This window comes from Roseococcus sp. (genome assembly GCF_965227005.1).
Taxonomy (GTDB): Bacteria; Pseudomonadota; Alphaproteobacteria; order Acetobacterales; family Acetobacteraceae; genus Roseococcus.
The window spans coordinates 1-21,581 of record NZ_CBDDFJ010000013.1; the positions used below are offsets into that span (position 1 = coordinate 1).

Annotated in this window: 20 protein-coding genes; 14 read left to right on the top strand and 6 right to left on the bottom strand. The window is 70.3% G+C overall.

Features of this window, described 5'->3' with window-relative positions; all coding sequences use genetic code 11:
- From ACO057_RS05875 to ACO057_RS05885, 3 genes are all read left to right on the top strand, one after another.
- Positions 1-202: hypothetical protein (locus ACO057_RS05875; RefSeq protein WP_421989579.1), on the top strand; the 202-nt coding region annotated here is incomplete at its 5' end.
- A 65-nt stretch (positions 203-267) separates the two neighbouring features.
- Positions 268-2,355, top strand: a complete 2,088-nt coding sequence (locus ACO057_RS05880) for a TonB-dependent receptor (RefSeq protein WP_421989581.1) — start codon at positions 268-270, stop codon at positions 2,353-2,355.
- The gene (locus tag ACO057_RS05885; protein WP_421989583.1) at positions 2,355-2,711 is read left to right on the top strand and encodes a DUF6525 family protein; all 357 of its coding nucleotides are present in this window, start codon (positions 2,355-2,357) and stop codon (positions 2,709-2,711) included. Before ACO057_RS05880 ends, ACO057_RS05885 begins: the two co-directional genes overlap by 1 nt.
- Here the strand turns inward: ACO057_RS05885 and ACO057_RS05890 are convergent.
- Entirely contained in the window at positions 2,695-3,117 is a 423-nt protein-coding gene (locus tag ACO057_RS05890) for a VOC family protein (RefSeq protein ID WP_421989585.1), read from the bottom strand. The two genes, ACO057_RS05885 and ACO057_RS05890, sit on opposite strands and share 17 nt — an antisense overlap.
- 219 nt (positions 3,118-3,336) lie before the next feature.
- Between ACO057_RS05890 and ggt the strand changes: the two genes are divergently transcribed.
- The 4 genes from ggt to ppdK are packed head-to-tail and all read left to right on the top strand — an operon-like array spanning position 3,337 to position 10,766.
- Positions 3,337-4,998, top strand: a complete 1,662-nt coding sequence (gene ggt, locus ACO057_RS05895; protein ID WP_421989587.1) for a gamma-glutamyltransferase — start codon at positions 3,337-3,339, stop codon at positions 4,996-4,998.
- Between the two features lie 59 nt (positions 4,999-5,057).
- Positions 5,058-5,936, top strand: coding sequence for a glycine--tRNA ligase subunit alpha (locus ACO057_RS05900; protein WP_421989589.1), 879 nt, complete (start codon positions 5,058-5,060; stop codon positions 5,934-5,936).
- Positions 5,937-5,939: 3 nt separating this feature from the next.
- Positions 5,940-8,078: a glycine--tRNA ligase subunit beta gene (gene glyS / locus ACO057_RS05905; RefSeq protein WP_421989592.1), complete on the top strand. Its 2,139-nt coding sequence runs from the start codon at positions 5,940-5,942 to the stop codon at positions 8,076-8,078.
- Between the two features lie 12 nt (positions 8,079-8,090).
- Complete coding sequence (ppdK, locus tag ACO057_RS05910) at positions 8,091-10,766, top strand: pyruvate, phosphate dikinase (RefSeq protein ID WP_421989594.1); 2,676 nt, start codon at positions 8,091-8,093, stop codon at positions 10,764-10,766.
- Between the two features lie 37 nt (positions 10,767-10,803).
- Here ppdK and ACO057_RS05915 read toward each other — a convergent pair whose 3' ends face one another.
- Positions 10,804-11,235, bottom strand: a complete 432-nt coding sequence (locus ACO057_RS05915) for a PACE efflux transporter (protein ID WP_421989596.1) — start codon at positions 11,233-11,235, stop codon at positions 10,804-10,806.
- A gap of 87 nt (positions 11,236-11,322) precedes the next feature.
- Here ACO057_RS05915 and ACO057_RS05920 point away from each other — a divergent pair, with 87 nt between their 5' ends.
- Positions 11,323-12,225: a LysR family transcriptional regulator gene (locus tag ACO057_RS05920; RefSeq protein ID WP_421989598.1), complete on the top strand. Its 903-nt coding sequence runs from the start codon at positions 11,323-11,325 to the stop codon at positions 12,223-12,225.
- A gap of 107 nt (positions 12,226-12,332) precedes the next feature.
- On the opposite strand, the gene ACO057_RS05925 is transcribed toward ACO057_RS05920, so the two are convergent.
- Positions 12,333-13,142, bottom strand: coding sequence for a YgfZ/GcvT domain-containing protein (locus ACO057_RS05925; RefSeq protein ID WP_421989600.1), 810 nt, complete (start codon positions 13,140-13,142; stop codon positions 12,333-12,335).
- A gap of 88 nt (positions 13,143-13,230) precedes the next feature.
- On the opposite strand from ACO057_RS05925, the gene ACO057_RS05930 reads away from it, so the two are divergent.
- The 6 genes from ACO057_RS05930 (at position 13,231) to ACO057_RS05955 (ending at position 19,585) form a co-directional block, all read left to right on the top strand.
- Entirely contained in the window at positions 13,231-14,145 is a 915-nt protein-coding gene (locus tag ACO057_RS05930; protein WP_421989602.1) for a glycosyltransferase family 9 protein, read from the top strand.
- A complete protein-coding gene (locus ACO057_RS05935) occupies positions 14,142-14,906 on the top strand; it encodes a glycosyltransferase family 2 protein (RefSeq protein ID WP_421989604.1) in 765 nt (254 codons plus the stop codon). Before ACO057_RS05930 ends, ACO057_RS05935 begins: the two co-directional genes overlap by 4 nt.
- Positions 14,903-15,859 (top strand): glycosyltransferase, encoded by a 957-nt coding sequence (locus tag ACO057_RS05940; RefSeq protein ID WP_421989606.1) that lies wholly within the window; start codon positions 14,903-14,905, stop codon positions 15,857-15,859. The genes ACO057_RS05935 and ACO057_RS05940 overlap by 4 nt, the downstream gene beginning before the upstream one ends.
- Positions 15,856-16,881: a glycosyltransferase gene (locus ACO057_RS05945; protein ID WP_421989608.1), complete on the top strand. Its 1,026-nt coding sequence runs from the start codon at positions 15,856-15,858 to the stop codon at positions 16,879-16,881. Before ACO057_RS05940 ends, ACO057_RS05945 begins: the two co-directional genes overlap by 4 nt.
- A 12-nt stretch (positions 16,882-16,893) precedes the next feature.
- The gene (asnB, locus tag ACO057_RS05950) at positions 16,894-18,645 is read left to right on the top strand and encodes an asparagine synthase (glutamine-hydrolyzing) (protein WP_421989610.1); all 1,752 of its coding nucleotides are present in this window, start codon (positions 16,894-16,896) and stop codon (positions 18,643-18,645) included.
- Between the two features lie 235 nt (positions 18,646-18,880).
- Positions 18,881-19,585: a dienelactone hydrolase family protein gene (locus ACO057_RS05955; protein ID WP_421989613.1), complete on the top strand. Its 705-nt coding sequence runs from the start codon at positions 18,881-18,883 to the stop codon at positions 19,583-19,585.
- Between the two features lie 111 nt (positions 19,586-19,696).
- On the opposite strand, the gene ACO057_RS05960 is transcribed toward ACO057_RS05955, so the two are convergent.
- From ACO057_RS05960 to ACO057_RS05970, 3 genes are read right to left on the bottom strand one after another with little or no spacing between them, the layout of a single operon-like run.
- A complete protein-coding gene (locus ACO057_RS05960; RefSeq protein WP_421989615.1) occupies positions 19,697-20,524 on the bottom strand; it encodes an ABC transporter permease in 828 nt (275 codons plus the stop codon).
- Positions 20,521-21,270 (bottom strand): ABC transporter ATP-binding protein, encoded by a 750-nt coding sequence (locus ACO057_RS05965; RefSeq protein ID WP_421989617.1) that lies wholly within the window; start codon positions 21,268-21,270, stop codon positions 20,521-20,523. Before ACO057_RS05965 ends, ACO057_RS05960 begins: the two co-directional genes overlap by 4 nt.
- Before the next feature lie 31 nt (positions 21,271-21,301).
- Entirely contained in the window at positions 21,302-21,475 is a 174-nt protein-coding gene (locus ACO057_RS05970) for a DUF1289 domain-containing protein (RefSeq protein WP_421989619.1), read from the bottom strand.
- Positions 21,476-21,581: the final 106 nt, after the last annotated feature.

Here is a 21,581-nt window from a genome sequence, read left to right on the forward strand (position 1 = left end):
GCTCGTCGGCCCGCCCGCCCTGGTCCAGCGCCTGTGGCTGACCGCGACGGGCCATGCGCCCTCAGCCGCCGAGATGATCCGCGAGACCGACCCTGGCGGCGGGCGGCACGGCCGGGGCGCTGGCCGCGACGCTCGGCGCGGAATTGCTCGCGACGCCCAGGCCCATGCCCTGGCCACCGCGGCGCAATCGTGGATGTTATAGCATCCGTCTTGCCATGCAGAATGTTATAGTATTACACAATCCCTGAACGCCTCAGGGATTGTGTCATGCGCGCGCTACCGTTCTGGATCTTCGCCGGCCTCCTGCCGCCGGCCGCCTTCGCCCAAACGGGAGAACCCATCGCGCTGCCGCAGATGGCCGTGACCGCCAGCCCCATCGCCGGAGACCAGCCGGGTAGCTTCGTCCCCGTCACCACCCTCGAGCAGCCGGCCATCGCCGCCTCCCCGGCCCGCTCGCTCGGCGACGCCCTGCGCGACGAGCCCGGCCTGTCCGCCACCACCTTCGCCCCCGGCGCCAGCCGCCCCATCATCCGCGGCCTCGACAACTTCCGGGTCCGCCTCCAGGAAAACGGCTTCGGCGCCGGCGACGTCTCCGCCTATGGCGAGGACCACGCCGTGCCGCTGGACCCGCTGACGGCCGAGCGCATCGAGGTCATCCGCGGCCCCGCCTCGCTGCGCTGGGGCTCGCAGGCCATCGGCGGCGTGGTGAACGTCATCAATAACCGCATCCCCACCAGCCTTCCCGACCAGGCGGTGAAGGGGCGCGTCTCGGGCGGATGGAACAGCGGCAGCCGCGGATGGGACGGCACGGCCAGCGCGGATGTGCGCGCGGGCAATGTCGTCATGCATGGCGATCTCTTCGGGCGGAATGACGGCGACTACGCCATCCCCGGCGGCCGGCGGCAGGCCAATACGGGCGTGCGGAGCGATGGCGGCGCCGTGGGGCTCAGCTACTTCTTCGACCAGGGCTTCTTCGGGACCTCGGTCTCGCGCTTCACGAGCCTCTACGGCATCCCGGGTCAGATCGACGCCCAGCTCGGCACCTCGATCCGCATGGAGCAGACGCGCTGGGCCAGTCGCGGCGAATACCGCCCCGGCTCGGGGCCCATCCGCAGCGTGAATTTCTGGCTCGGCTACACGACCTATCGCCATGAGGAGATGGGCGCCGATTTCGCCGGGGATGGCACGGTGGAGGCCGGCAGCCGGCACGTCCATGGCGGCTTCCGCAACAACTCCTGGGACGGGCGGCTGGAGCTCCAGCACATGCCCGTCGCCACGCGCCTCGGCGAGCTGAACGGCTCCTTCGGCCTGTCCTTCGAGCGCGAGCGGCTGCGCACCACCGGCGAGTTCTTCGAGTTCCTGCCGCCCGCCACGACCACCCGCTCGGCGGCCTATGTCTTCGAGGAGCTGAAGCTCTCGCCCGTCTGGCGGCTGCAGGCGGCGGCGCGGCTGGAATTCGTGAACATCGACGGCGCCACCGCCGCCTTCCCGCAGGGCAACCTGCCGCCCTCGGCCGAGATCGAGCTGGAGAACGGGGCGCGCCGCCGCGACTTCGCCCCCGCCAGCGTCAGCCTCGGCCTGCTGCGCGACCTGCCCTGGGCCATGCAGGCCCGCGCCACCGCGCAATATGTGCAGCGCGCGCCCAGCGCGGCCGAGCTCTTCTCGCGCGGCGCGCATGATGCGTCCGGCACCTTCGACATCGGCGCGCCCAACCTGCGCAAGGAAGCGGCCTCGACCCTGGAGCTCGGCCTCGCGCGCCAGACCGGCGCCTTCCGCTTCGACACCAGCGCCTACTACTCGCGCTACAACGGCTTCATCTATCGCGCCCTCACGGGCAATAGCTGCGGCGAGGAGTTCGCCTCCTGCGCCTCGGGCTCCGGCGGCGAGTTCCGTCAGGTCGCCTATGGCCAGCGCGACGCGACCTTCTATGGCGTCGAGGCCCGCGGCGAGCAGGACGTGATGCGTCTCGGCGAGGGCATGCTGGGCGTCTCCGGGCGCTATGATTTCGTACGCGCCGAATTCGCCAACGGCGCCGGCAACGTGCCGCGCATCCCGCCGCACCGGCTCGGCGCGGGGCTGTGGTGGCGCAGCCCGAGCTGGCAGGCCGCGCTGGACTATCTGCACGCCTTCGACCAGACCCGCACCGGCGAGAACGAGACCCGCACCAATGGCTACGACCTGCTGAACCTGCGCGTCGGCTACACCGCGCAGCTCGGCGGCACGCGGGCGGTCAATCTCTCGGTGATTGGCAGCAACCTGCTGGATTCCGACATGCGCAACTCGGCCTCCTTCAAGAAGGACGAGGTGCTGCTGCCCGGGCGCGCGGTGCGGCTGCTGGCGACCTTCACCTTCTGATGGCCGCCTTGCCTCCCGGCGACAATGACGTCACCGAGCGCCCGCGCATCTGGCGCCGCTTCGGTGGTGATGACTGGGCCGCCTTCGATGCCCTGCCGCCCGCCGTGCGGCAGCGGCTGCACGAGCACGCCTATGATGCGTGGACGGTGAACGCGCTGTTCCTGTGGAAGCTGTTCCGCCGCCAGACGGCGAGCAGCGCGCGGGGCGAGACGCGGCTGCTGAACCATCTGAAGGCCTGCGAAAAGCTCGAGCTCGAAGCCTTCGCCCAGGCCTATTGCCGGCAATGCGGCGGCACGCTGCCGCATGTCGCCGCCAGGGCCTCGACCTTACGCTACGATTCTAGACCCCGAAGGTGATGAGCCCGCGCTCGTCGATCCGCCAGGCGGGGTTCCAGGCGATCTCCCAGGCGTGATCGTCGGGATCGGCGACATAGCCGCGGAAGCCGCCATGGGGCGGCGCGTCGGCCGGCCGCAGGATGCGCCCGCCCGCCGCCGCCAGCCGCGCCATCGCGGGCTCCACCTCCTCTCGCGCGCCGACATTATGCGCGAGGGAGAAGGCGCCGGGCCGCATCAGGCCTGGACGCGCCATATCCGCCTCCAGCGAAGCCTGCAGGAAGGTGCCGAGGACGAAGCCGTTCATCTGGTAGAAGGCGATCTCCTCATTCTCGAAGGCCGGCCGCCAGCCGAAGCCCTCGACATAGAAGCGGCGCGAGCGCGCGAACTCGGCGACGCCGAGGGTGATGACCGAAATCTGCTGCTGCATGACGCAAACCCCATCGTTCCGCCGGCGCCCCATGCGCCGGAGGTTCAGGGTCGCGGGACTCGATGGCCGCGAAAGGCGCGGCCACGGCCAGACCACCCGCGCGGGGTGGGACCGGGCTAACCAAACCGGCCTGCCTTTTTCGACCTTGGCAGGTTAGGCACACTCATCCGTCCCGCCAACCGTCTTGCGGCGCTGCCCGCATCGCGCGAGCCTGCGGCCATGACATCCTGGCAGGCCCGCGCGGGCACCACCTTCACCCCTCAGAAGCAGCCCGCCTTCGGCGCGCGCGGCATGGTGGTCACCAACCACCCCGCCGCCAGCGCCGCCGGCCTGCAGATGCTCGCCGAGGGCGGCAATGCGGTGGACGCGGCCGTCGCCGCCATCCTCGCTCTGACCGTCTGCGAGCCGATGATGGTCGGCATGTTCGGCGGCGGGCTGATGCACATCGCCTCGCCCGACGGCAAGCACGAGGTGCTGGATGGCATGGCCACCTGCCCCTTCAATTCCCGCCCCGAGATGTATGAGGGCCACGACCCGCGCCGGCAGAGCGTCGGCGCGCTTTCCGTCGCCGTGCCGGGCAACCTGCTGGCCTGGGAGGCCGGGCTCAGGCGGCATGGCCGCCTCTCCATGGCCGATGTGATCGAGCCCGCCATCCGCCTCGCCTCCAGGGGCTTCGAGACGAGCGGCTATCTGCATGAATGCATCTCGGAATCCGCCGCCGACCTCGCGCTCGACGCCACCATCGCCGGCCTTTTCCTGAAGGACGGCGCCCCGCTGCCCGTGGGCGCGCGCGTGGTGAACGAGGCCCTGGCCGAGAGCCTGCGCGCCGTGGCCAGGAACGGCGCGGCGGCCCTGCACGAGGGCGACCTGGGCACCTCCGCCTCCTTCGACCTCGCGCGCAAGGGCGGCATCATCACCACCGACGACCTCGCCGCCGCGCGCATGATCCGGCGCGAGGCCGTGCGCGGCACCTATCGCGGCTTCGACGTCTATGGCCCCCCGCCGCCCTCGGCCGGCGGCGTGCACGTGCTGCAGATGCTGAACCTGCTGGAGGCCTATGACATCGCCGCCAGCGGCTTCGGCACGCCCCAGACGCTGCACCTGATCGCCGAGGCGCTGAAGATGGCCTTCGCCGATCGCGCCGTCGCCACCGCCGATCCGGCCTTCCTCGACGTGCCCGTGGCGAAGCTCATCAGCAAGGAATACGCGGCCGAGCGGCGCGCCTTCCTCGACCTCGCGCGGGCCAGGACCTGGTCGCCGGGCGTCCAGGCCATGGAAAGCGCCAACACCACCCACATCACGGTGGCCGACCACGAAGGGCGGATCGCCTGCTGCACGCACACGATCAACAGCCTCTTCGGGGCCAAGATCATGCTGCCGGAAAGCGGGCTGATCCCGAACAACTACATGGCGCTCTTCGACCCCCGCCCGGGCCTCGCCCAGTCGGTGGCGCCGGGCAAGCGCGTCACGACCTCGATGTCGCCGCTGATCCTGCGCAAGGACGGCAAGCCCTATGCGGCGCTGGGCCTGCCGGGCGGGTTGCGCATCTTCGCCTCGACCTTCCAGGCGGTGATGAACCTCATCGACCACGGCATGTCCCTGCAGGAGGCGGTGGAGGCCCCGCGCCTGTGGACCATGGGCGGCCCGGTGGAGATGGAGGGCGGCTTCCCCGAGGAGATTCGCGCGGCGATGGAGGCGATGGGCCATCCGGCCGTCCGCATGCCGCATGTGGCGGGCGGCATGGGCGCCATCCGCTGGCATGAGGACGGGACGATGGAGGGCGCCTCCTGCTGGCGGGCCGACGGCTCGCCGGCGGCCCTCGGCGGCGGGCCGGCGCGCAAGGGGGTGCGCTTCTGGCCGGATGCCCCCAAGTCCGCGTAGCCCTGCCCTGACCGGAAGCTCCGTTGGTTTTCGCCTCCGGGAGGGGTATGAAGCGCGCGATGACGAAAAAGCCCCTCTCGTTCCAGCAGATGATCCTCACCCTGCACGACTACTGGTCGTCGCAGGGCTGCCTGATCCTCCAGCCCTATGACATGGAGATGGGCGCCGGCACCTTCCATCCGGCGACCACCCTGCGCGCGCTCGGGCCCCAGCCCTGGAGCGCCGCCTATGTGCAGCCCTCGCGCCGCCCCTCGGACGGGCGCTACGGCGAGAACCCCAACCGGCTGCAGCATTATTACCAGTACCAGGTGATCATGAAGCCGAGCCCGCGCGACCCGCAGGCGATGCTCCTGGAGAGCTACAAGGCGCTGGGCCTCGACCCCGCTCTGCACGACATCCGCTTCGTCGAGGACGACTGGGAAAGCCCGACGCTGGGCGCCTGGGGACTCGGCTGGGAGGTCTGGTGCGACGGGATGGAGGTGACGCAGTTCACCTATTTCCAGCAGGTTGGCGGCATCGCCTGCGAGGTGCCCAGCTGCGAGATCACCTACGGGCTCGAACGGCTGGCGATGTACATCCAGGGCGTGGAGCGGGTCTACGACCTCGACTTCAACGGCCGCGGCGTGACCTATGGCGACGTCTTCCTGCGCGCCGAGAAGGAATACAGCGCCCACAACTTCGAGTTCGCCGACGTGGCGCTGCTGAAGCGCCATTTCGAGGAAGCGGAGCAGGAATGCGGCGCGCTGGTCGCCAAGGGTCTGGCGCTGCCGGCCTATGACCAGTGCATCAAGGCGAGCCATCGCTTCAACCTGCTGGATGCGCGCGGCGCCATCAGCGTGACCGAGCGCGCGGCCTATATCGGCCGTGTCAGGGCCCTGGCGAAGGCCTGCTGCGAGAGTTGGCTGGCGGGCGCGGCCCAGCATGAGCGGGTGGCCTGATCCATGTCTGAACTGCTGATCGAGTTCCTCACCGAGGAAATTCCCGCCCGCATGCAGGCGCGGGCCGCCGAGGACCTGTGCCGGCTGGCCAAGGCCGCCCTCGCCCCCCTGATCCAGGGTGAGCCGCGCGGCTTCTACGGCCCCCGCCGCATCGGTCTCGTCGCCGAGATGGCGCTCTCGGCCGAGACGCCGGCCAAGGAGGAGCGCGGCCCGCGCGTCGGCTCGCCCGACCAGGCCTTCGCCGGCTTCCTCAAGAAGCACGGCGCGACGCGCGACATGCTGACCGAGCAGAACGGCTTCCTCGTGCTGCTGAAGCCCGGCGAGGTCATCACGGCCGAAGCCCTGCTGGCCCGCGCCTTGCCCGAGATTGTCTGGAACTTCCCCTGGCCCAAGAGCATGCGCTGGGGCAATTCCGCGCTCACCTGGGTGCGCCCGCTGCAGCGGGTGGTCTGCCTGCTCGGCGGCCAGGTCGTGCCCGTGAGCTTCGCGCGCGGTGAGGACGCGGCCCATGGCCTGGCCTCCGCCGACGTGACCGAGGGCCATCGCGTCCACGCGCCCGGCGCCTTCGCGGTGACGGGCTTTGCGGATTATGCGGAAAAGCTGCGCGCGCATTTCGTCGTGCCCGAGGCGGAGGAGCGCATCGCTTTCATCCGTGACGGCGTGGCGGCCCTGGCCCAGGCCGAGGGCATCGAGGTCGTCCCCGACGAGGGCCTGCTGGCCGAGGTGGCGGGGCTGGTCGAATGGCCGGTGCCGCTGCTGGGCCGCATCGACGACGCCTTCATGGACCTGCCGGCTGAGGTCATGCGCACCTCCATGCGCGTGAACCAGCGCTATTTCGCGCTGCGCAAGCCGGATGGCTCGGCCGCGCCGTATTTCGCGCTGGTGGCCAATATCGCGGCGACCGATGGCGGCGCGGCGCTGGTCGCGGGCAATGAGCGCGTGCTGCGCGCCCGCCTGTCGGACGCCCGCTTCTTCTGGGACCAGGACCGCAAGCAGAAGCTGGAGGAGTTCCTCCCCAAGCTGGACGGCGTGGTCTTCCACGCCAAGCTCGGCACGCAGGGCGAGCGCGTGCGGCGCATCGCGAAGCTGGCGGCCTTCCTCGCGCCCATGGTCGGCGCCGATGCCGCTTTGGCCGAGCGCGCGGCGCGGCTGGCCAAGGCCGATCTCGTCTCGGGCATGGTGGGCGAATTCCCCGAGCTCCAGGGCGTGATGGGCGGCTATTACGCCCGCCAGCAGGGCGAGGATCCGCGCGTGGCAGATGCCATCGCGCAGCATTACCGCCCCCTCGGCCCGACCGATGCGGTGCCGACCGAGCCGGTCGCGATGGCCGTCGCTCTGGCGGACAAGCTCGACCAGCTCGCGGGCTTCTTCGCGGCCGATGAGCGCCCGACCGGCAGCGGCGACCCCTATGCGCTGCGCCGTGCCGCGCTGGGCGTCATCCGCATCCTGCGCGAGAACGGGCTTCGGCTCCACCTGGTGGACGTGATCGGCGAGGCCTTCTTCGGCTTCCCCCAGGCCGTCGGCGAAACCGCCACGCCCGAGTTCGGCATGGCTGTCGCGCAGGAGCGGATGAAGGCCGGCGCGCCGGCCGAGGGCCGCCATCCGCCCATGGTCGCGGCTTTCGCGGCCGGCGTGGTGGACTTCCTCACCGACCGCCTCCGGGTCCAGCTCCGTGCCGAGGGCGCGCGCCATGACCTCGTCACCGCCAGCATCGGCCAGGACGACGACATCCTGCGCATCCTTTCCCGTGCCGAGGCGTTGAAGGGTCTCGTCGAATCCGAGGACGGCAGAAACCTGCTCGCCGCCTATAAGCGCGCCCAGAACATCCTGCGCATCGAGGAAAAGAAGGACGGTCCGCATTCCGGCCCGGTGGACGAAGCCCTCCTCGCGCTGCCCGAGGAACAGGCGCTGAACGCGGCGCTGAGCACCGTCGGGGCCGAGGCCGCCCAGCGCATGGCCCATGAGGATTTCGGCGCGGCCACCACGGCCCTCGCCGCACTTCGCGCCCCCGTCGACGCTTTCTTCGAGCGCACGATGGTCAACGATCCCGAGCCTTCATTACGCCGCAACCGTCTGCGACTCCTCTCGCGTCTCCGCGCCGCGATGGACACCGTCGGCGACCTGTCAAAAATCGAAGCCTGAAGGAAACTGCGCATGACACAGTGGGTGTACAGTTTCGGCGCCGGCCATAACGAAGGCAGCGCCGAGATGCGGAACCTGCTCGGCGGCAAGGGGGCGAACCTCGCCGAGATGGCCTCCATCGGCCTGCCCGTGCCTCCCGGCTTCACCATCACGACCGAGCTCTGCACCCACTACTACGACCACGGGAAGCAGTATCCCGCCGAGCTCGATGGCGCCGTCGCGGCCGCGCTGACGCGCATCGAGGAGGCCGTCGGGCTCAAGTTCGGCGACACGGAAAAGCCGCTGCTGGTCTCCGTGCGCTCGGGCGCGCGCGTCTCCATGCCCGGCATGATGGACACCGTGCTGAACCTCGGCCTCAACGACCAGACGGTCGAGGGCCTGGCCAAGGCCAGCGGCGACGCCCGCTTCGCCTGGGACAGCTATCGCCGCTTCATCCAGATGTACGGCTCGGTCGTGCTCGACGTGGACCATCACCGCTTCGAGGAGATCATCGAGGATGTGAAGCTGGACCGCGGCGTCGCCGAGGACACCCAACTCACCGCGGCCGACTGGCAGGACGTGGCCATGGGCTTCAAGACCGTGGTGGCCGACGCCACCGGCGAGCCCTTCCCGCAGGATCCCAAGGCCCAGCTCTGGGGCGCGATCGGCGCGGTCTTCGGCTCCTGGATGAACACCCGCGCCAACACCTATCGCCGCCTGAACGACATCCCCGCGAGCTGGGGCACGGCCGTGAACGTGCAGGCCATGGTCTTCGGCAATATGGGCAATGACTGCGCCACCGGCGTCTGCTTCACGCGCGACCCCTCGACCGGCGAGGACATCTTCTACGGCGAGTACCTGATCAACGCGCAGGGCGAGGACGTGGTGGCCGGCATCCGCACGCCACAGCCCATGGCCGCCGAGCGCGCCAAGCCCGGCGAGAAGCCGATGGAAGCGGTGATGCCCGTCGCCTATCAGGAGCTCGTCCGCGTCCGCTCCGTGCTCGAGAAGCATTATAAGGACATGCAGGACATCGAGTTCACGGTGCAGCAGAACAAGCTCTACATGCTGCAGACGCGCAACGGGAAGCGCACCGCCGCCGCCTCGCTCAAGATCGCGGTCGACATGTGCCGCGAAGGCCTGATCGACGAGATGGAGGCCATCAAGCGCGTGGCCCCCGGCTCGCTCGACCAGCTGCTGCACCCCACGCTCGATCCCAAGGCCGCGCGCAAGCTGCTGAGCAAGGGCCTGCCCGCCTCGCCGGGCGCGGCCTGCGGCATGGTGGTCTTCAGCTCCGACGAGGCCGAGATGCGCTCGCAGAAGGGCGAGAGCGTCATCCTGGTGCGCATCGAGACGAGCCCCGAGGACATCCACGGCATGCACGCCGCCCGCGGCATCCTCACCACGCGCGGCGGCATGACCAGCCACGCGGCGGTGGTGGCGCGCGGCATGGGCCGGCCCTGCGTGGCCGGCGCCGGCGGCGTCTCCGTCGACTACGCCTCGCAGGCATTGTCGGCCGGCGGCAACATCGTCCGCGCGGGCGACACCATCACGCTGGACGGCGCGACGGGCGAGATCTTCCTCGGCTCCGTCGCGATGATCGAGCCGAAGCTCTCGGGCGATTTCGCCACCCTCATGGAATGGGCCGACAAGGTCCGCCGCATGAAGGTGCGCGCGAACGCCGAGACGCCGCTCGACGCCGAGACCGCGCGAAAGTTCGGCGCGGAGGGCATCGGCCTTTGCCGCACCGAGCACATGTTCTTCGACCCCGCGCGCATCGGCGCCGTGCGGCAGATGATCATGTCCGAGACCGAGGAGGGCCGCCGCGCCGCTTTGGCCAAGCTGCTGCCCTTCCAGCGCACGGATTTCACCGAGCTCTTCCGCATCATGGCCGGCCTGCCGGTGACCATCCGCCTGCTCGATCCGCCGCTGCACGAGTTCCTGCCGCACACCGAGGAGGAGATCGCCGAGGTCGCCGCCAGCCTCGGCGTCGAGGCCGCGGCCATGCAGCGCCGCGCCTCCGAGCTCTCGGAAGCCAATCCCATGCTCGGCCATCGCGGCTGCCGCCTGGGCGTGACCTTCCCCGAGATCTACGAGATGCAGGCCCGCGCCATCTTCGAGGCGGCCGTGGCCGTCGCGAAGGAGACGGGCGCCGCGCCGGTTCCCGAGATCATGATCCCGCTGGTGATGGTCAAGCGCGAGCTCGACATCACCCGCGCCCAGGTCGACGGCATCGCCAAGCAGGTCTTCACCGAGACGGGCACGACCATCGAATATCTGGTCGGCACCATGATCGAGCTGCCGCGCGCCTGCCTGACGGCCGACACCATCGCCGAAAGCGCCGATTTCTTCAGCTTTGGCACCAACGACCTGACGCAGACCACCTTCGGCCTCTCGCGCGACGACGCCGGCAAGTTCCTGCCGACCTATGTGGAGAAGAACATCCTCCCCAAGGATCCCTTCGTCTCCATCGACCCCGATGGCGTCGGCGCGCTGATGTCGATCGGCGCGCAGAAGGGCCGCAGCGTGAAGCCGGGCCTCAAGCTCGGCATCTGCGGCGAGCATGGCGGCGATCCGTCGTCCATCCAGTTCTGCGAGACGGTCGGGTTGGACTACGTGTCCTGCTCGCCCTATCGCGTGCCGGTGGCGCGTCTGGCGGCGGCGCAGGCAGCGCTCAGCAGCGCCGGCGGGATGGACCGCACCGCCTGAGGCGATGCGGCCAAAGCGTAAGGGGCGGGTCCGCCCCTTACGCGGGCTGGGCCTCCATGGCCGGGATCGGGAAGACCCGGTCATAGGCCAGGTTGAAGACGAAGGCGTAGGCCACGTAGAAGACCGCGATCGCCAGATCCATCACGAAGGCCTGGGCCAGGCTGATGTTCAGGTACCAGGCGATGGGCGGCAGCAGGATGACCAGCAGCCCCGCCTCGAAGAGCAGCGCATGCGCCACCCGCATCCCCAGGCTCTTGCGGGTGTGCCCCGCATAGCGCTGCATCGCATGGTCGAAGCCCAGGTTGTAGACGTAGTTCCACGCCGTCGCGACCGTGGCACTGCCGACGGCGATGACGCTGATATCGGCGGTCGCCAGGCCGAAGATCGGCCCGCCCGCCAGGATGAAGATGGCCAGGCCGATGGCCTCGAAGAGCAAGGCATGGCGGATACGGTCACGAACGCTACGCATGGTCTTAGCCTCATCAGGATGTCTCGGTTAGCCCTTTTCCATCCGAATTCCGATGACACAAAGTTAGGATCCATCTGATAATCAGATATGACCGTCTCGCTGGACCAGCTTGAAGCCTTCGTCACCTCGGCTGAGGCCGGGTCGTTCTCGGCCGCGGCGCGGCGGCTGCGCAAGGCGCAATCGGCCGTCAGCACCCAGGTCGCCAATCTCGAGACCGATCTGGGGGTGACCCTCTTCAACCGGGAGGGCCGCCAGCCCGTCCTGACGCCGGAGGGCGAGCGCATCCTGGCCGAGGCGCGGGTGGTGCTGGAACGGCGCGAGCACCTCATCGGCGTGGCCAGCAGCCTCGAACAGCGCACCGAGCTGCGCCTCGTGATCGCCATCGACCAGCTCTATCCCGAAAGCGCGCTCGGCGGCCTCTTCGCCGAATTCGCCCGGCATTTTCCCTTCGTCGAGCTGGAGTTGCTGTTCCCCCTCATGGAGGACGTCAGCGAGATGGTGCGCGAGGGCAAGGCCGATCTCGGCGTCATGTGGCGCCAGCCGGTCCTGCCCACGGAGCTCGGCTTCCAGACCATCGGCTGGGTGCCGCTCAAGCTCGTCTGCGGGCGCAACCACCCGCTCGCGAAGGATCGCGTCGAATGGGAGGAGCTGAAGCGGCACCGCCAGATCCTGGTCGCCACGCGCGGCGCCGCGCGGGACAAGCAGCGCATGCGGATCGCCGCCGAGGTCTGGTGGGTGGAGAGCCACTGGGTGATCCTGGAGATGGTCAAGCACGGCATCGGCTGGGCCTTCGTCTCGGACCACGTCATCGCCGCCTCGCTCGCCGCGCCCGAGCTGATCACCCCCGACCTGCAGTTCGACGATGGCGACTGGCCGGTCGCGCTGGAGCTGGTCTGGCACAAGCAGCGCCCCTGCGGCCCGGCGGCCGAGTGGCTGCGCCGGCGCTTCGCGGCGGAGCGGATCGGTGCGCGCGTGACGCCGGCGGGCTAAAGCGTGATGATCGAAGGCGCGAAGGTGCCGGAGATCTGAATCACGCGCCAAGACAACAGACGGGATCGTGGCAAGTGAGCGAAAGCGAACGCGTCACGATTCAGGCCTCAGGCCTCGCTCGCTTCGGGCAGCTTCATCCAACCCGGAATACGCGGCCGGATCACCGCCTCGCCGCAGCGCAGCTCGCCGGTCAGGGCCGCCAGCCGCAGCAGCGCCATGCCGCGCGCCCCCTGGCCCGAGCGCATCTCGCCGACCTCCACGCCCTCGCGCGTCACGGCCGCGCCCCGCGCCGGCATTAGCCCCTCGACCTCCACGGGCACCAGCCGCCGCTTGACGAGGCCACGATATTTGGTCCGCGCCGTCAGCTCCTGGCCCATGTAGCAGCCCTTGGTCCAGGAGACGCCGTGCAGCTCGTCGAAGCCGGCTTCCAACAAGGTGGACTGCTCGGCCTGCATGTCACGGCTGCCATCGGGCAGGCCGAGGGCCAGGCGATGGACGTCGTAATCCTCCGCCGAGGCGGTCGCCGGCAGGGGGCGCTCCGTCACCAGCCGCCAGCCGGCCTCGGCCAGCCGGGGATCGGGCGTGGCGCCGGCGGGCGGGGCCTCGCCCCATCCGGCCTGCACGGAAAACCCCTCCAGCCGCGCCATCGCGACCTTGGAGCGCAGCTTGAAGCGCAAAAGCCTGGCCATGGCCGTCTCGGCCAGCCCGGCCTCGACCTCCATCAGCAGCCGGTCGGGCTCGGCCGTGAGGAAAAAATCCGCGAGCCATTTGCCCTGCGGCGTCAGCAGCGCGGCCCAGAGCGCCTGGCCCGGCGGGATCGCCGTCACGTCGTTGGAGATGAGGCCCTGGAGGAAGGCAAGCCGGTCCTCGCCGGTGACTTCGAGGACGGTGCGGTCGGTCAGAGTGGCAATGGGCATGCGTGGGAATGTGGCAGTTTCCTCACTGCGTTCAACCTGGGGGGTTCAACCTTGGGGGTTCAACCGGGGATGATTCTGCTAGAGGACCATGGTGCGTATCCTCTTCATCACCTCCACCCGGATCGGCGACGCCGTGTTGTCCACGGGTCTGCTCCATCATCTGCTGCGCCAGCATCCCGAGGCCCGGATCACCGTCGCCTGCGGCATCGTGGCCGAGGGCGTCTTCGCCCGCATGCCGGGGCTGGAGCGGGTCATCCCCCTGACCAAGAAGCGCTGGTCGCGGCATTGGCTGGAGCTCTGGGCCAAGGTCGCCTTCCGCCGCTGGGACCTGGTGGTGGATCTGCGCGGCTCGGCCATGGCCTGGCTGCTCTGGACCAGCCGGCGCGCGGTGATGCGGGGCGGACGACGGCCCGGCCATCGCCTGCAGCACATCGCCGACGCGCTCGGCCTGTCGCCCCCGCCGCGCCCGGTCGTCTGGTTCAACGCCGACGATGCGGCGCGCGCCGAGAGCCTGCTGCCGGGCGGCCCCTGGCTGATCCTGGGCCCCACGGCCAATTGGCACGTGAAGATGTGGTCCTCCGAGCGCTTCGTGACGCTGGCCGATCGCCTGACCGCCCCCGACGGCCCCCTCCCCCAGGCCCGCATCGCGATCCTGGGCGGGCCCGGCGAGCAGGAGCGCCGCATGGCCGCCCCCGTCCTCGCCGCCTTGTCCGGCGCGGTGGATCTGGTGGGCCGGCTCTCTTTGCCCGAGGTCGCAGCCGTGCTGGCCCGCGCGGAGCTCTATGTCGGCAATGATTCGGGGCTGATGCACATCGCCGCCGCCACGGGCGTGCCCACGCTCGGGCTCTTCGGCCCCACGCCGGCCGATGAATACGGCCCCATCGGCGCGCGCGCCCAGGCCGTACTCGCCGATGGCCCGCCCGCCACCACCCCCATGGATCGCCTGCAGGTCGAGACGGTCGTCGCGGCCGCGACGCATCTGCTGCACAAGGTGCCGGCATGAAGCTCTCCGCCCTGGTCGTCGCCCGCAACGAGGAGGCGCGCCTGCCGGCCTGCCTCGCCACGCTCGGCTTCGCCGACGAGGTGGTCGTCGTGCTGGACCGCAGCACGGATTCCAGCGGAGCCATCGCGCGCGGGGCCTCGGCCCATGTGCTCAACGGCGAATGGTCTCTCGAGGGCGAGCGCCGCAACGCCGGCATCGCCGCCTGCTCGGGCGACTGGATCCTGGAGGTCGACGCCGATGAGCGCATCCCGCCCGAGCTGGGCGCCGAGATCCGCCGCGTCATCGAAAGCAGCACCGACGCCTTCCATCGCGTGCGCATCGACAATTACGTGGGCGAGCGGTTGATCTTGCACGGCTGGGGCGGCAGCTTCGGCACGACGCTGAAGCCCATCCTCTTCCGCAAGGGCGCCAAGCACTGGCGCGCCCAGCGCGTGCATCCGGGCCTCGACTGGACCGGCAGCGAGGGCGCGCGAATCACCGCCCACGGCATCCGCCACGAGGTGGACCGCGACATCTCCGACATGCTGCGCCGGCTCGACCGCTACAGCAGCGCGAAGGCGGCGGACCTGCTGGATGCCGGCGACATCGGCACGCTCGGCAACAACCTGCGCCGCTTCGTCTCGCGCACCTTCAAATGCCTCATCGGGCGCAAAGGTTATAAGGAGGGCGGTTGGGGCGTGCTGATCGCGCTCTGCGCGGGGCTCTTCCCGCTGCTCTCGCACCTCAAGGCGCGGCTGGAGCCGGAGCGCCACAGCAGTTGAAAATCATCCTCGCCAATGAGGGACCGCGCATCGAGGCGGAGGCCCTCGGCGCGCGCCCGCTCGGCGGGGTGGAGACGGCGGTGGCTCTGCTGGCGCGCGAGTTTTCCACACGCGGCCATGACTTCCATCTGCATTTCGAGGGCGAGACGGCCGCGCTGCCCGACCGCGCGGACCTCGTGATCGCCGTGCGCGTGCCGCGGCTGTTTCGCACCTTGCCGAAGGGGCGGCGCGTGCTCTGGCTGCACAACCCCGCGCGCTACCTGCGCAAGCCGCGCCACGCCTGGCCGCTGCTGCTGGCGCGCCCCGCGCTGGTGACGCTCGGCCCGCACCACGCCGCGACGCTGCCCGGCTGGCTGCCCGGCCGCCGCGCGCAGATCCCCCTGGCCGTGGCCCCGCCCTTCGACGAGCCCGTCGCCGAGCGCGCGCCGCCGCCGCCGGTCGCGATCTTCACCTCCAATCCGACGCGCGGGCTGGACGAGCTGGCCGCGCTGTGGCCGCGCATCGGCGCGGGCGCGCTGCACGCCTATTCCGGTGCGGCGACCTATGGCGGCGACGCGCGCCTGGCCGAACGCGCGGCCCCCATCCTGGCGCGCGCCGCCGCAAATGGCGCACGCATTTTCCCGCCCGTCGCGCGGAAGGAACTGCGCGACAAGCTGCTGGAGGCCCGTTGCATGCTCTATCTCGGCGATGAGGGCGAAACCTTCTGCCTTGCCTTGGCCGAAGCCCAGGCCGTGGGCCTGCCCTGCGTGGTGATGAATCGCGGCGCGGTCGCCGAACGCATCGTCGATGGCGTGACCGGCATCGTGGCGCGTGACGAGGCGCAGTTCACCGAGGCCGCGCGCCACCTCCTCACCGACGACGCGGCCTGGCGCGCCATGCACCGTGCCGCCCTCGCGCGCGGCCCCGGCCCGGACTGGGGCGAAGTCGCCGCGCGCTTCGAGGCTCTGGCATGATCCGCCTCGCCAATATCATGGCCGGCGCGAAGCATGGCGGCGCCGAGGCCTTCTACGAGCGCCTGACGCTGGCGCTCCACAATGCGGGCGACGCGGTGCTGCCCATCATCCGCCGCGATCCCGAGCGCGCCGCGCGGCTGGCGGCGGGCGGATTGAACCCGGTCGAGCTGCGCTTCGGCGGCCCGCTCGACATCCTCACGCGGCCGCGCATCGGCCTGCTGCTGAAGAAGTTCCAGCCGAGCGTCACCATGGCCTGGATGAACCGCGCCGGCAGCAAGACGCCCCCCGGCCCGGAGCTGGAGCCCTGGCCCACGGTCGGACGTCTGGGCGGCTATTACGACCTCAAATACTACGCGAGCTGCGACCACCTCGTGGGCAATACGCGCGACCTGCGCGACTGGATCGTCGCCCAGGGCTGCGCGGCGGATCGCGCGCATTACCTGCCCAATTTCGTGACCGATTTCGCCGGGGCCGCGCCCGCGCCACTGCCCGGCACCGGGCCGCGCCTGCTGGCGATGGGCCGGCTGCATCGCAACAAGGGCTTCGACGTCGCGATCCGCGCTCTGGCGCGCGTTCCCGAGGCCACGCTCTGCATCGCCGGCGAGGGGCCGGAGCGCGAGGCGCTGACCGCTCTGGCGCGCGAATGCGGCGTGGCGGAGCGCGTGCATCTGCTCGGCTGGCGCGACGACACGGGTGCGCTTCTGGCCGCCTGCGACCTCTTCGTCTGCTCATCCCGCCACGAGCCGCTCGGCAATATCGTGCTGGAGGCCTGGTCCGCCTCGCGCCCGGTCATCGCCGCCGCCGCCCAGGGCCCGAGCGAGCTGATCCGCTCCGGCGAGACTGGCCTGCTCGCCCCCCTCGATTCGGCCGAGGGACTGGCGGATGCCATCGCCGCCGCGCTGGCCGATCCCCAGGACGCCGCGCGCCTCGCGGATAACGGCCGGAAAGAATTCGAGAAATCCTTCGCCGAGGCCCCGGTCCTCGCCCAATGGCGGGATTTCCTCCACAAGGTGCGTGCATGAGGATCCGATAGCATGTGCGGTCTCGCCGGCTTTGCCTTGCGCCCGGGCGCGCATCTGCCCACCGCCGCGCTCGAGGCGATGACGAACGCCCTGGCCCATCGCGGCCCCGACGGCGCGGGCCACCACATGGCCGGCGGCGTGGCGCTGTCGCACACGCGGCTGTCCATCATCGACCTCGTGACCGGCGACCAGCCGCTCTTCGCCGGGGGCGCGGCGCTCGTCGCCAATGGCGAGGTCTACAACTATCGCGAGCTGCGCGAGCAGAACCAGCTCGTCTGCGCCACGCAGTCCGATTGCGAGCCGCCGCTGCACCTCTACCGCCGCGACGGTCTCAACTTCGTCGACAAGCTGCGCGGCATGTACGCCATCGCCCTGCATGACCGCGCCACGCGCCGCCTCGTGCTCGCGCGCGATCCCTTCGGCATCAAACCGCTCTACATCGCCGAGACGCCCACGGGCATCGCCTTCGCCTCCGAGCCGCAGGCGATCATCGCGGCCGGGCTGGTGCAGCCGCGCATCCGCTCCGAGGAGCGCGACGAGCTGCTGCAGCTGCAATTCACCACGGGCGCCGAGACCATTTTCGAGGGCATCAACCGCGTGCTGCCGGGCGAGACCCTCTGCATCACCGACGGTAAGATCGTCGAACGCCAGCGCCGCGCCGCTTTGCCCGAGGGCCCTCCGGAAGCCATCTCCGAGGAGGAGGCGCTGGCCCGCCTCGACACGGCGCTGGAGGAAAGCGTCGCGCTGCACCAGCGCAGCGACGTGCCCTACGGCCTCTTCCTCTCGGGCGGCACGGATTCGGCCGCGATCCTCGCCATGATGGCGCGGCTCAACGACAAGCCGGTGATGGCCTTCACCGCCGGCTTCGACGTGAAGGGCGCCGCCGACGAGCGCGCCGCCGCCCGCCACGCCGCCCAGGCCGCCGGCGCGCAGCATGTGGAAGTTCAGGTCACCGAGGAAATGGTCTGGCGGCACCTGCCCGAGATCGTCGGCGCCATGGACGACCCGGCCGCCGACTACGCCATCATCCCCACCTGGTTCCTCGCCCGCCGCGCGCGGGAGGAGGTGAAGGTGGTCCTGGCCGGCGAGGGCGGCGACGAGATCTTCGGCGGATACGGCCGCTATCGCGCGGCCATGCGGCCCTGGTGGCTCTGGGGGCGCGCGATGCGCGCGCGCGGCGCCTTCGACCGGCTCGACGTGCTGCGCAATCCGCCGAACTCCTGGCGTGACGGCATCGCCGCCTCCGAGACCGAGGCCGCGACCGGCGGGCGCACCCGGCTGCAGGCCGCCCAGGCGGTGGATGTCGCCGACTGGCTGCCCAATGACCTGCTCACCAAGCTCGACCGCTGCCTGATGGCCCATGGCGTGGAGGGCCGCACGCCCTTCCTGGATTCGGGCGTCGCCGCGGCCGCCTTCCGCCTGCCGGACGCGCTGAAGGTCCGCAAGAACACCGGCAAGTGGCTGCTGCGTGAATGGCTGGCGCGTCACTTCCCCGCCTCCGAGCCGCACCGGCCCAAGCAGGGCTTCACCGTGCCGATCGGCGCCTGGATCGCGCGGCGCGGCGACAAGCTGGGGCCGCTGGTGGCACGCCAGCCTGGCATCGCCGAGATATGCCTGCCGGGGAAGGTGGAACACCTCTTCCGTCACGCGGCCGAGAAGCGGCCGGGCAATGCGGCCTGGCACCTGCTTTTCTACGCGATCTGGCATCGCCGCCACATCGAGGGAAAGCGCGCCGAGGGCGACGTCTTCGAATTCCTGTCCTGACGGCATTTTTTACTGCCTTCCGAATTTTCGTATCGATATCGAACCGTCCCAACCTAGCCTAACGCCTCCTCACGATCACGGGATCGAGATGGCGCTCACCAACCCTCGCCCAATTCCGCGACCGTCGCGGCGAAGGGGCCTTCGAGTGTTCGCCGCCGCCCTCGCCGTGGCGCTGGCCTCCCCACCGGCTCCCGCCCGGGCCGGGCCTGACGACATATCTCCGGAGCTCGTTCCGATGCCGGAGGACGATGCGTCGTCGCGCTTCCTGCTGCTGTCGGTTCCGCCTGGCCCGGTTCCCGCCGGCGGCTTCCCCCTCGTCCTGCTGATTCCCGACGCGGACGGCCCGGGCCCGCGCACGGAGACCTATGCGGCCCGGCTGCTGGCGAACGGCTTCGTCGTGGCCGAGGCCTATCTGGGCCATGACGCGCTGGGCACCTTCTTGCCGGACCTGATGGCGACGATCGCCTCCGATGCACGATTGGATGCGGGCCGGATCGCGGCGGTCGCGCTCGGCGCGGGGGCGCGGATGGCGCTGCGGGAATGGGCCTCGGGCGTGCCGGTCGCGGCCCTGGCGCTGCTCTATCCCGGCTGCGACACCGAACTGGTCGAGGTTGCCCGGCACGCGACCCCGGCCACGCCCGGCACGGCCATGCTGCTGCTGCACGGCGCGACCGACGACGCGAACCCGCAGGAGGCCTGCGCGGCGCTGGCCGATGCGCTGTCCGGCGCGGCCCGGCCCATCCATCACGTCCTGCCCGGCGCCACCTATGCCTGGGACGCCACGCATCTGGTCGCGGCCGGGGCTGCGCTGCGGGCGCTCCATCCCGCCGCGCCGGACGGGCCGCGGGTGCTGGCGCGGCCGGATGCTGCGGCGACGCTGGTCGCCGCGGATCGCGTGATCACCTTCCTGACGGCCATGCCGCGCCAGGCGAGCCGCTAAAGCTTTTTCCGATCGAACAGGCTCACTTCAAAAGCTTCAGCCCGGTATTTTTCGAGCATCTTCACCCGATCAGGCGAAGCAGCCTGATCGGGATCTGCTCCCAGGCCTCGCCTATTCCCCGATATTCAGCAGCGCGCCCTTCACGCGGGCCGCCTGGAACTGGCGCATGAAGACCCAGCCCATGGCCACGATCCACAGCCCGTCGAGCAGATAGGCCGCGCCCAGATGGCCCCAGGCGATCTCACCTTGGGTCAGCGCCGCGCGCATGCCCTCGAAGACATGCGCGGCCGGCAAGGCGAGCGCGACCGGCTGCAGCCAGGCGGGCAGGATGCTCACCGGATAGAAGACCGCCGCGAAGGGCGTGATGCCGAAGAGCACCGACCAGGCCAGCGTCTCCGCCCCCGCGCCGTAGCGCAGGATCAGCGAGGTCACGCCCAGCGCCACCGCCCAGCCCATGATGATGAGCGCCGCGAAGAAGGCCACCAGCAGCGGGCCCATCGCGAAGATGTTGAAGGAGTAGAGGAACCAGGCCAGCAGCATGGCCGGCACCACGCCGATCAGCGTCCGCAGCACGGCCATCGCCGCGAGCCCCGCCACCAGCTCGCCGGGCCGCAAGGGCGAGACGAAGATATGGCCGAGGTTGCGCGACCAGATCTCCTCCAGGAAGGAGACGGAGAAGCCCATCTGGCTGCGCAGCGCGCCCTCCCAGAGCAGCACCCCGCCCAGCAGCACGCCCGCCGCGACCGAGCCGGTATTGCCCTGCACGCCGGCGAGATAGGCGGTGATGAAGCCCCAGACGACCATCTGCAGCACGGGCCAGTACATCAGCTCGATGAGCCGCGGCGCGGAGCGTCTGTAGAGCGCGAGGTGGCGGTAGACGAGGCCCCAGACCCGGCGCGCGCTTTGCTGGATCGGCGAATTCGCGGAGGACTGGTTCACTGCGCGGCCTCCGAACGCGTGCCCCGCGCGATGTCGAGAAACACCTCCTCCAGATCGCCGCGCCCGAAGCGCTCGACCAGCGCGGCCGGGCTGCCCTGGTCCACCACCCTGCCCTGCTTGAGCATGAGCACGTGGTCGCAGAGCCGCTCCACCTCGGCCATGTTATGGCTGGCGAGCAGGATGGCGCAGCCGGTCTGCTCGCGGTAGCGCTCCAGCCAGGAGCGGACCCAGTCGCCCGTATCGGGATCGAGGCTGGCGGTGGGCTCGTCCAGCAGCAGCAGCTCGGGGCGGTTGATGAGCGCCTTGGCCAGGGCCACGCGCGTCTTCTGCCCCGCTGAAAGCTCGCCGGCCGGGCGGTTCAGCAGGTCCTCCAGCTGGAGGTCGCGAGCCAGCTCGGCGATGCGCGCCTCAGCGTGCCTCACGTTGTACAGATGGGCGTAGACGCGCAGGTTTTCCGCCACCGAAAGCCGGTGCGGCAGCGCGATATACGGGGAGGAAAAGTTCATCCGCGCCAAAGCGGAGAAGCGGTCCTTCTCCATGTCATGGCCGAGCGCGGTGATGCGTCCGGAGCTCGGCACCAGCAGGCCGAGCAGCATGGCGATGGTCGTGGTCTTGCCCGCGCCGTTGCCGCCGAGCAGCCCGAAGGTCGCGCCCCGGGGCATGGCGAAGCTCAGCCCGTCCACGGCCGGCGGGCGGCCGGCGACATAGGTCTTCACGAGGTTCTCGACGATCAGGGCTTGGGACATCCGCTCGATATGCGGCCGATGGGCGGCGGCGTCATCCCTTGGGCGCCAAGCGGGCCCGCGCCGCCTCCAAGATGGCCCGCTTCGAGGCGGCGCTGGCCGTCGGCCAGGCGGCGATCTCGTCCAGGCTGCGCCCGCAGCCGAGGCAGATCCGCCCCTCGAGGACGCAGACCTGCCGGCAGGGCGAGGGCGGTTCGCGCAGGGTCAAGCGGGATCTTCCATATTTATGATCACATCGACATATCCTTATGCATGATCCCGTCAAGCACGACTTGCGCGCCCCGCCGGACCCGTCAGATTGCGCCGCGTTACTG

Bases quoted from the DNA above. Each gene is read 5' to 3' on its own strand.
- glyS (WP_421989592.1), top strand. From the start codon at position 5,940: ATGTCTGAACTGCTGATCGAGTTCCTCACCGAGGAAATTCCCGCCCGC.
- ggt (WP_421989587.1), top strand. From the start codon at position 3,337: ATGACATCCTGGCAGGCCCGCGCGGGCACCACCTTCACCCCTCAGAAG.
- ACO057_RS05945 (WP_421989608.1), top strand. From the start codon at position 15,856: ATGATCCGCCTCGCCAATATCATGGCCGGCGCGAAGCATGGCGGCGCC.
- ACO057_RS05925 (WP_421989600.1), bottom strand. From the start codon at position 13,142: ATGCCCATTGCCACTCTGACCGACCGCACCGTCCTCGAAGTCACCGGC.
- ACO057_RS05955 (WP_421989613.1), top strand. From the start codon at position 18,881: ATGCCGGAGGACGATGCGTCGTCGCGCTTCCTGCTGCTGTCGGTTCCG.
- ACO057_RS05965 (WP_421989617.1), bottom strand. From the start codon at position 21,270: ATGTCCCAAGCCCTGATCGTCGAGAACCTCGTGAAGACCTATGTCGCC.
- ACO057_RS05880 (WP_421989581.1), top strand. From the start codon at position 268: ATGCGCGCGCTACCGTTCTGGATCTTCGCCGGCCTCCTGCCGCCGGCC.
- ACO057_RS05915 (WP_421989596.1), bottom strand. From the start codon at position 11,235: ATGCGTAGCGTTCGTGACCGTATCCGCCATGCCTTGCTCTTCGAGGCC.
- ACO057_RS05885 (WP_421989583.1), top strand. From the start codon at position 2,355: ATGGCCGCCTTGCCTCCCGGCGACAATGACGTCACCGAGCGCCCGCGC.
- ACO057_RS05930 (WP_421989602.1), top strand. From the start codon at position 13,231: ATGGTGCGTATCCTCTTCATCACCTCCACCCGGATCGGCGACGCCGTG.
- ppdK (WP_421989594.1), top strand. From the start codon at position 8,091: ATGACACAGTGGGTGTACAGTTTCGGCGCCGGCCATAACGAAGGCAGC.
- ACO057_RS05890 (WP_421989585.1), bottom strand. From the start codon at position 3,117: ATGCAGCAGCAGATTTCGGTCATCACCCTCGGCGTCGCCGAGTTCGCG.
- ACO057_RS05900 (WP_421989589.1), top strand. From the start codon at position 5,058: ATGACGAAAAAGCCCCTCTCGTTCCAGCAGATGATCCTCACCCTGCAC.
- asnB (WP_421989610.1), top strand. From the start codon at position 16,894: ATGTGCGGTCTCGCCGGCTTTGCCTTGCGCCCGGGCGCGCATCTGCCC.
- ACO057_RS05935 (WP_421989604.1), top strand. From the start codon at position 14,142: ATGAAGCTCTCCGCCCTGGTCGTCGCCCGCAACGAGGAGGCGCGCCTG.
- ACO057_RS05920 (WP_421989598.1), top strand. From the start codon at position 11,323: ATGACCGTCTCGCTGGACCAGCTTGAAGCCTTCGTCACCTCGGCTGAG.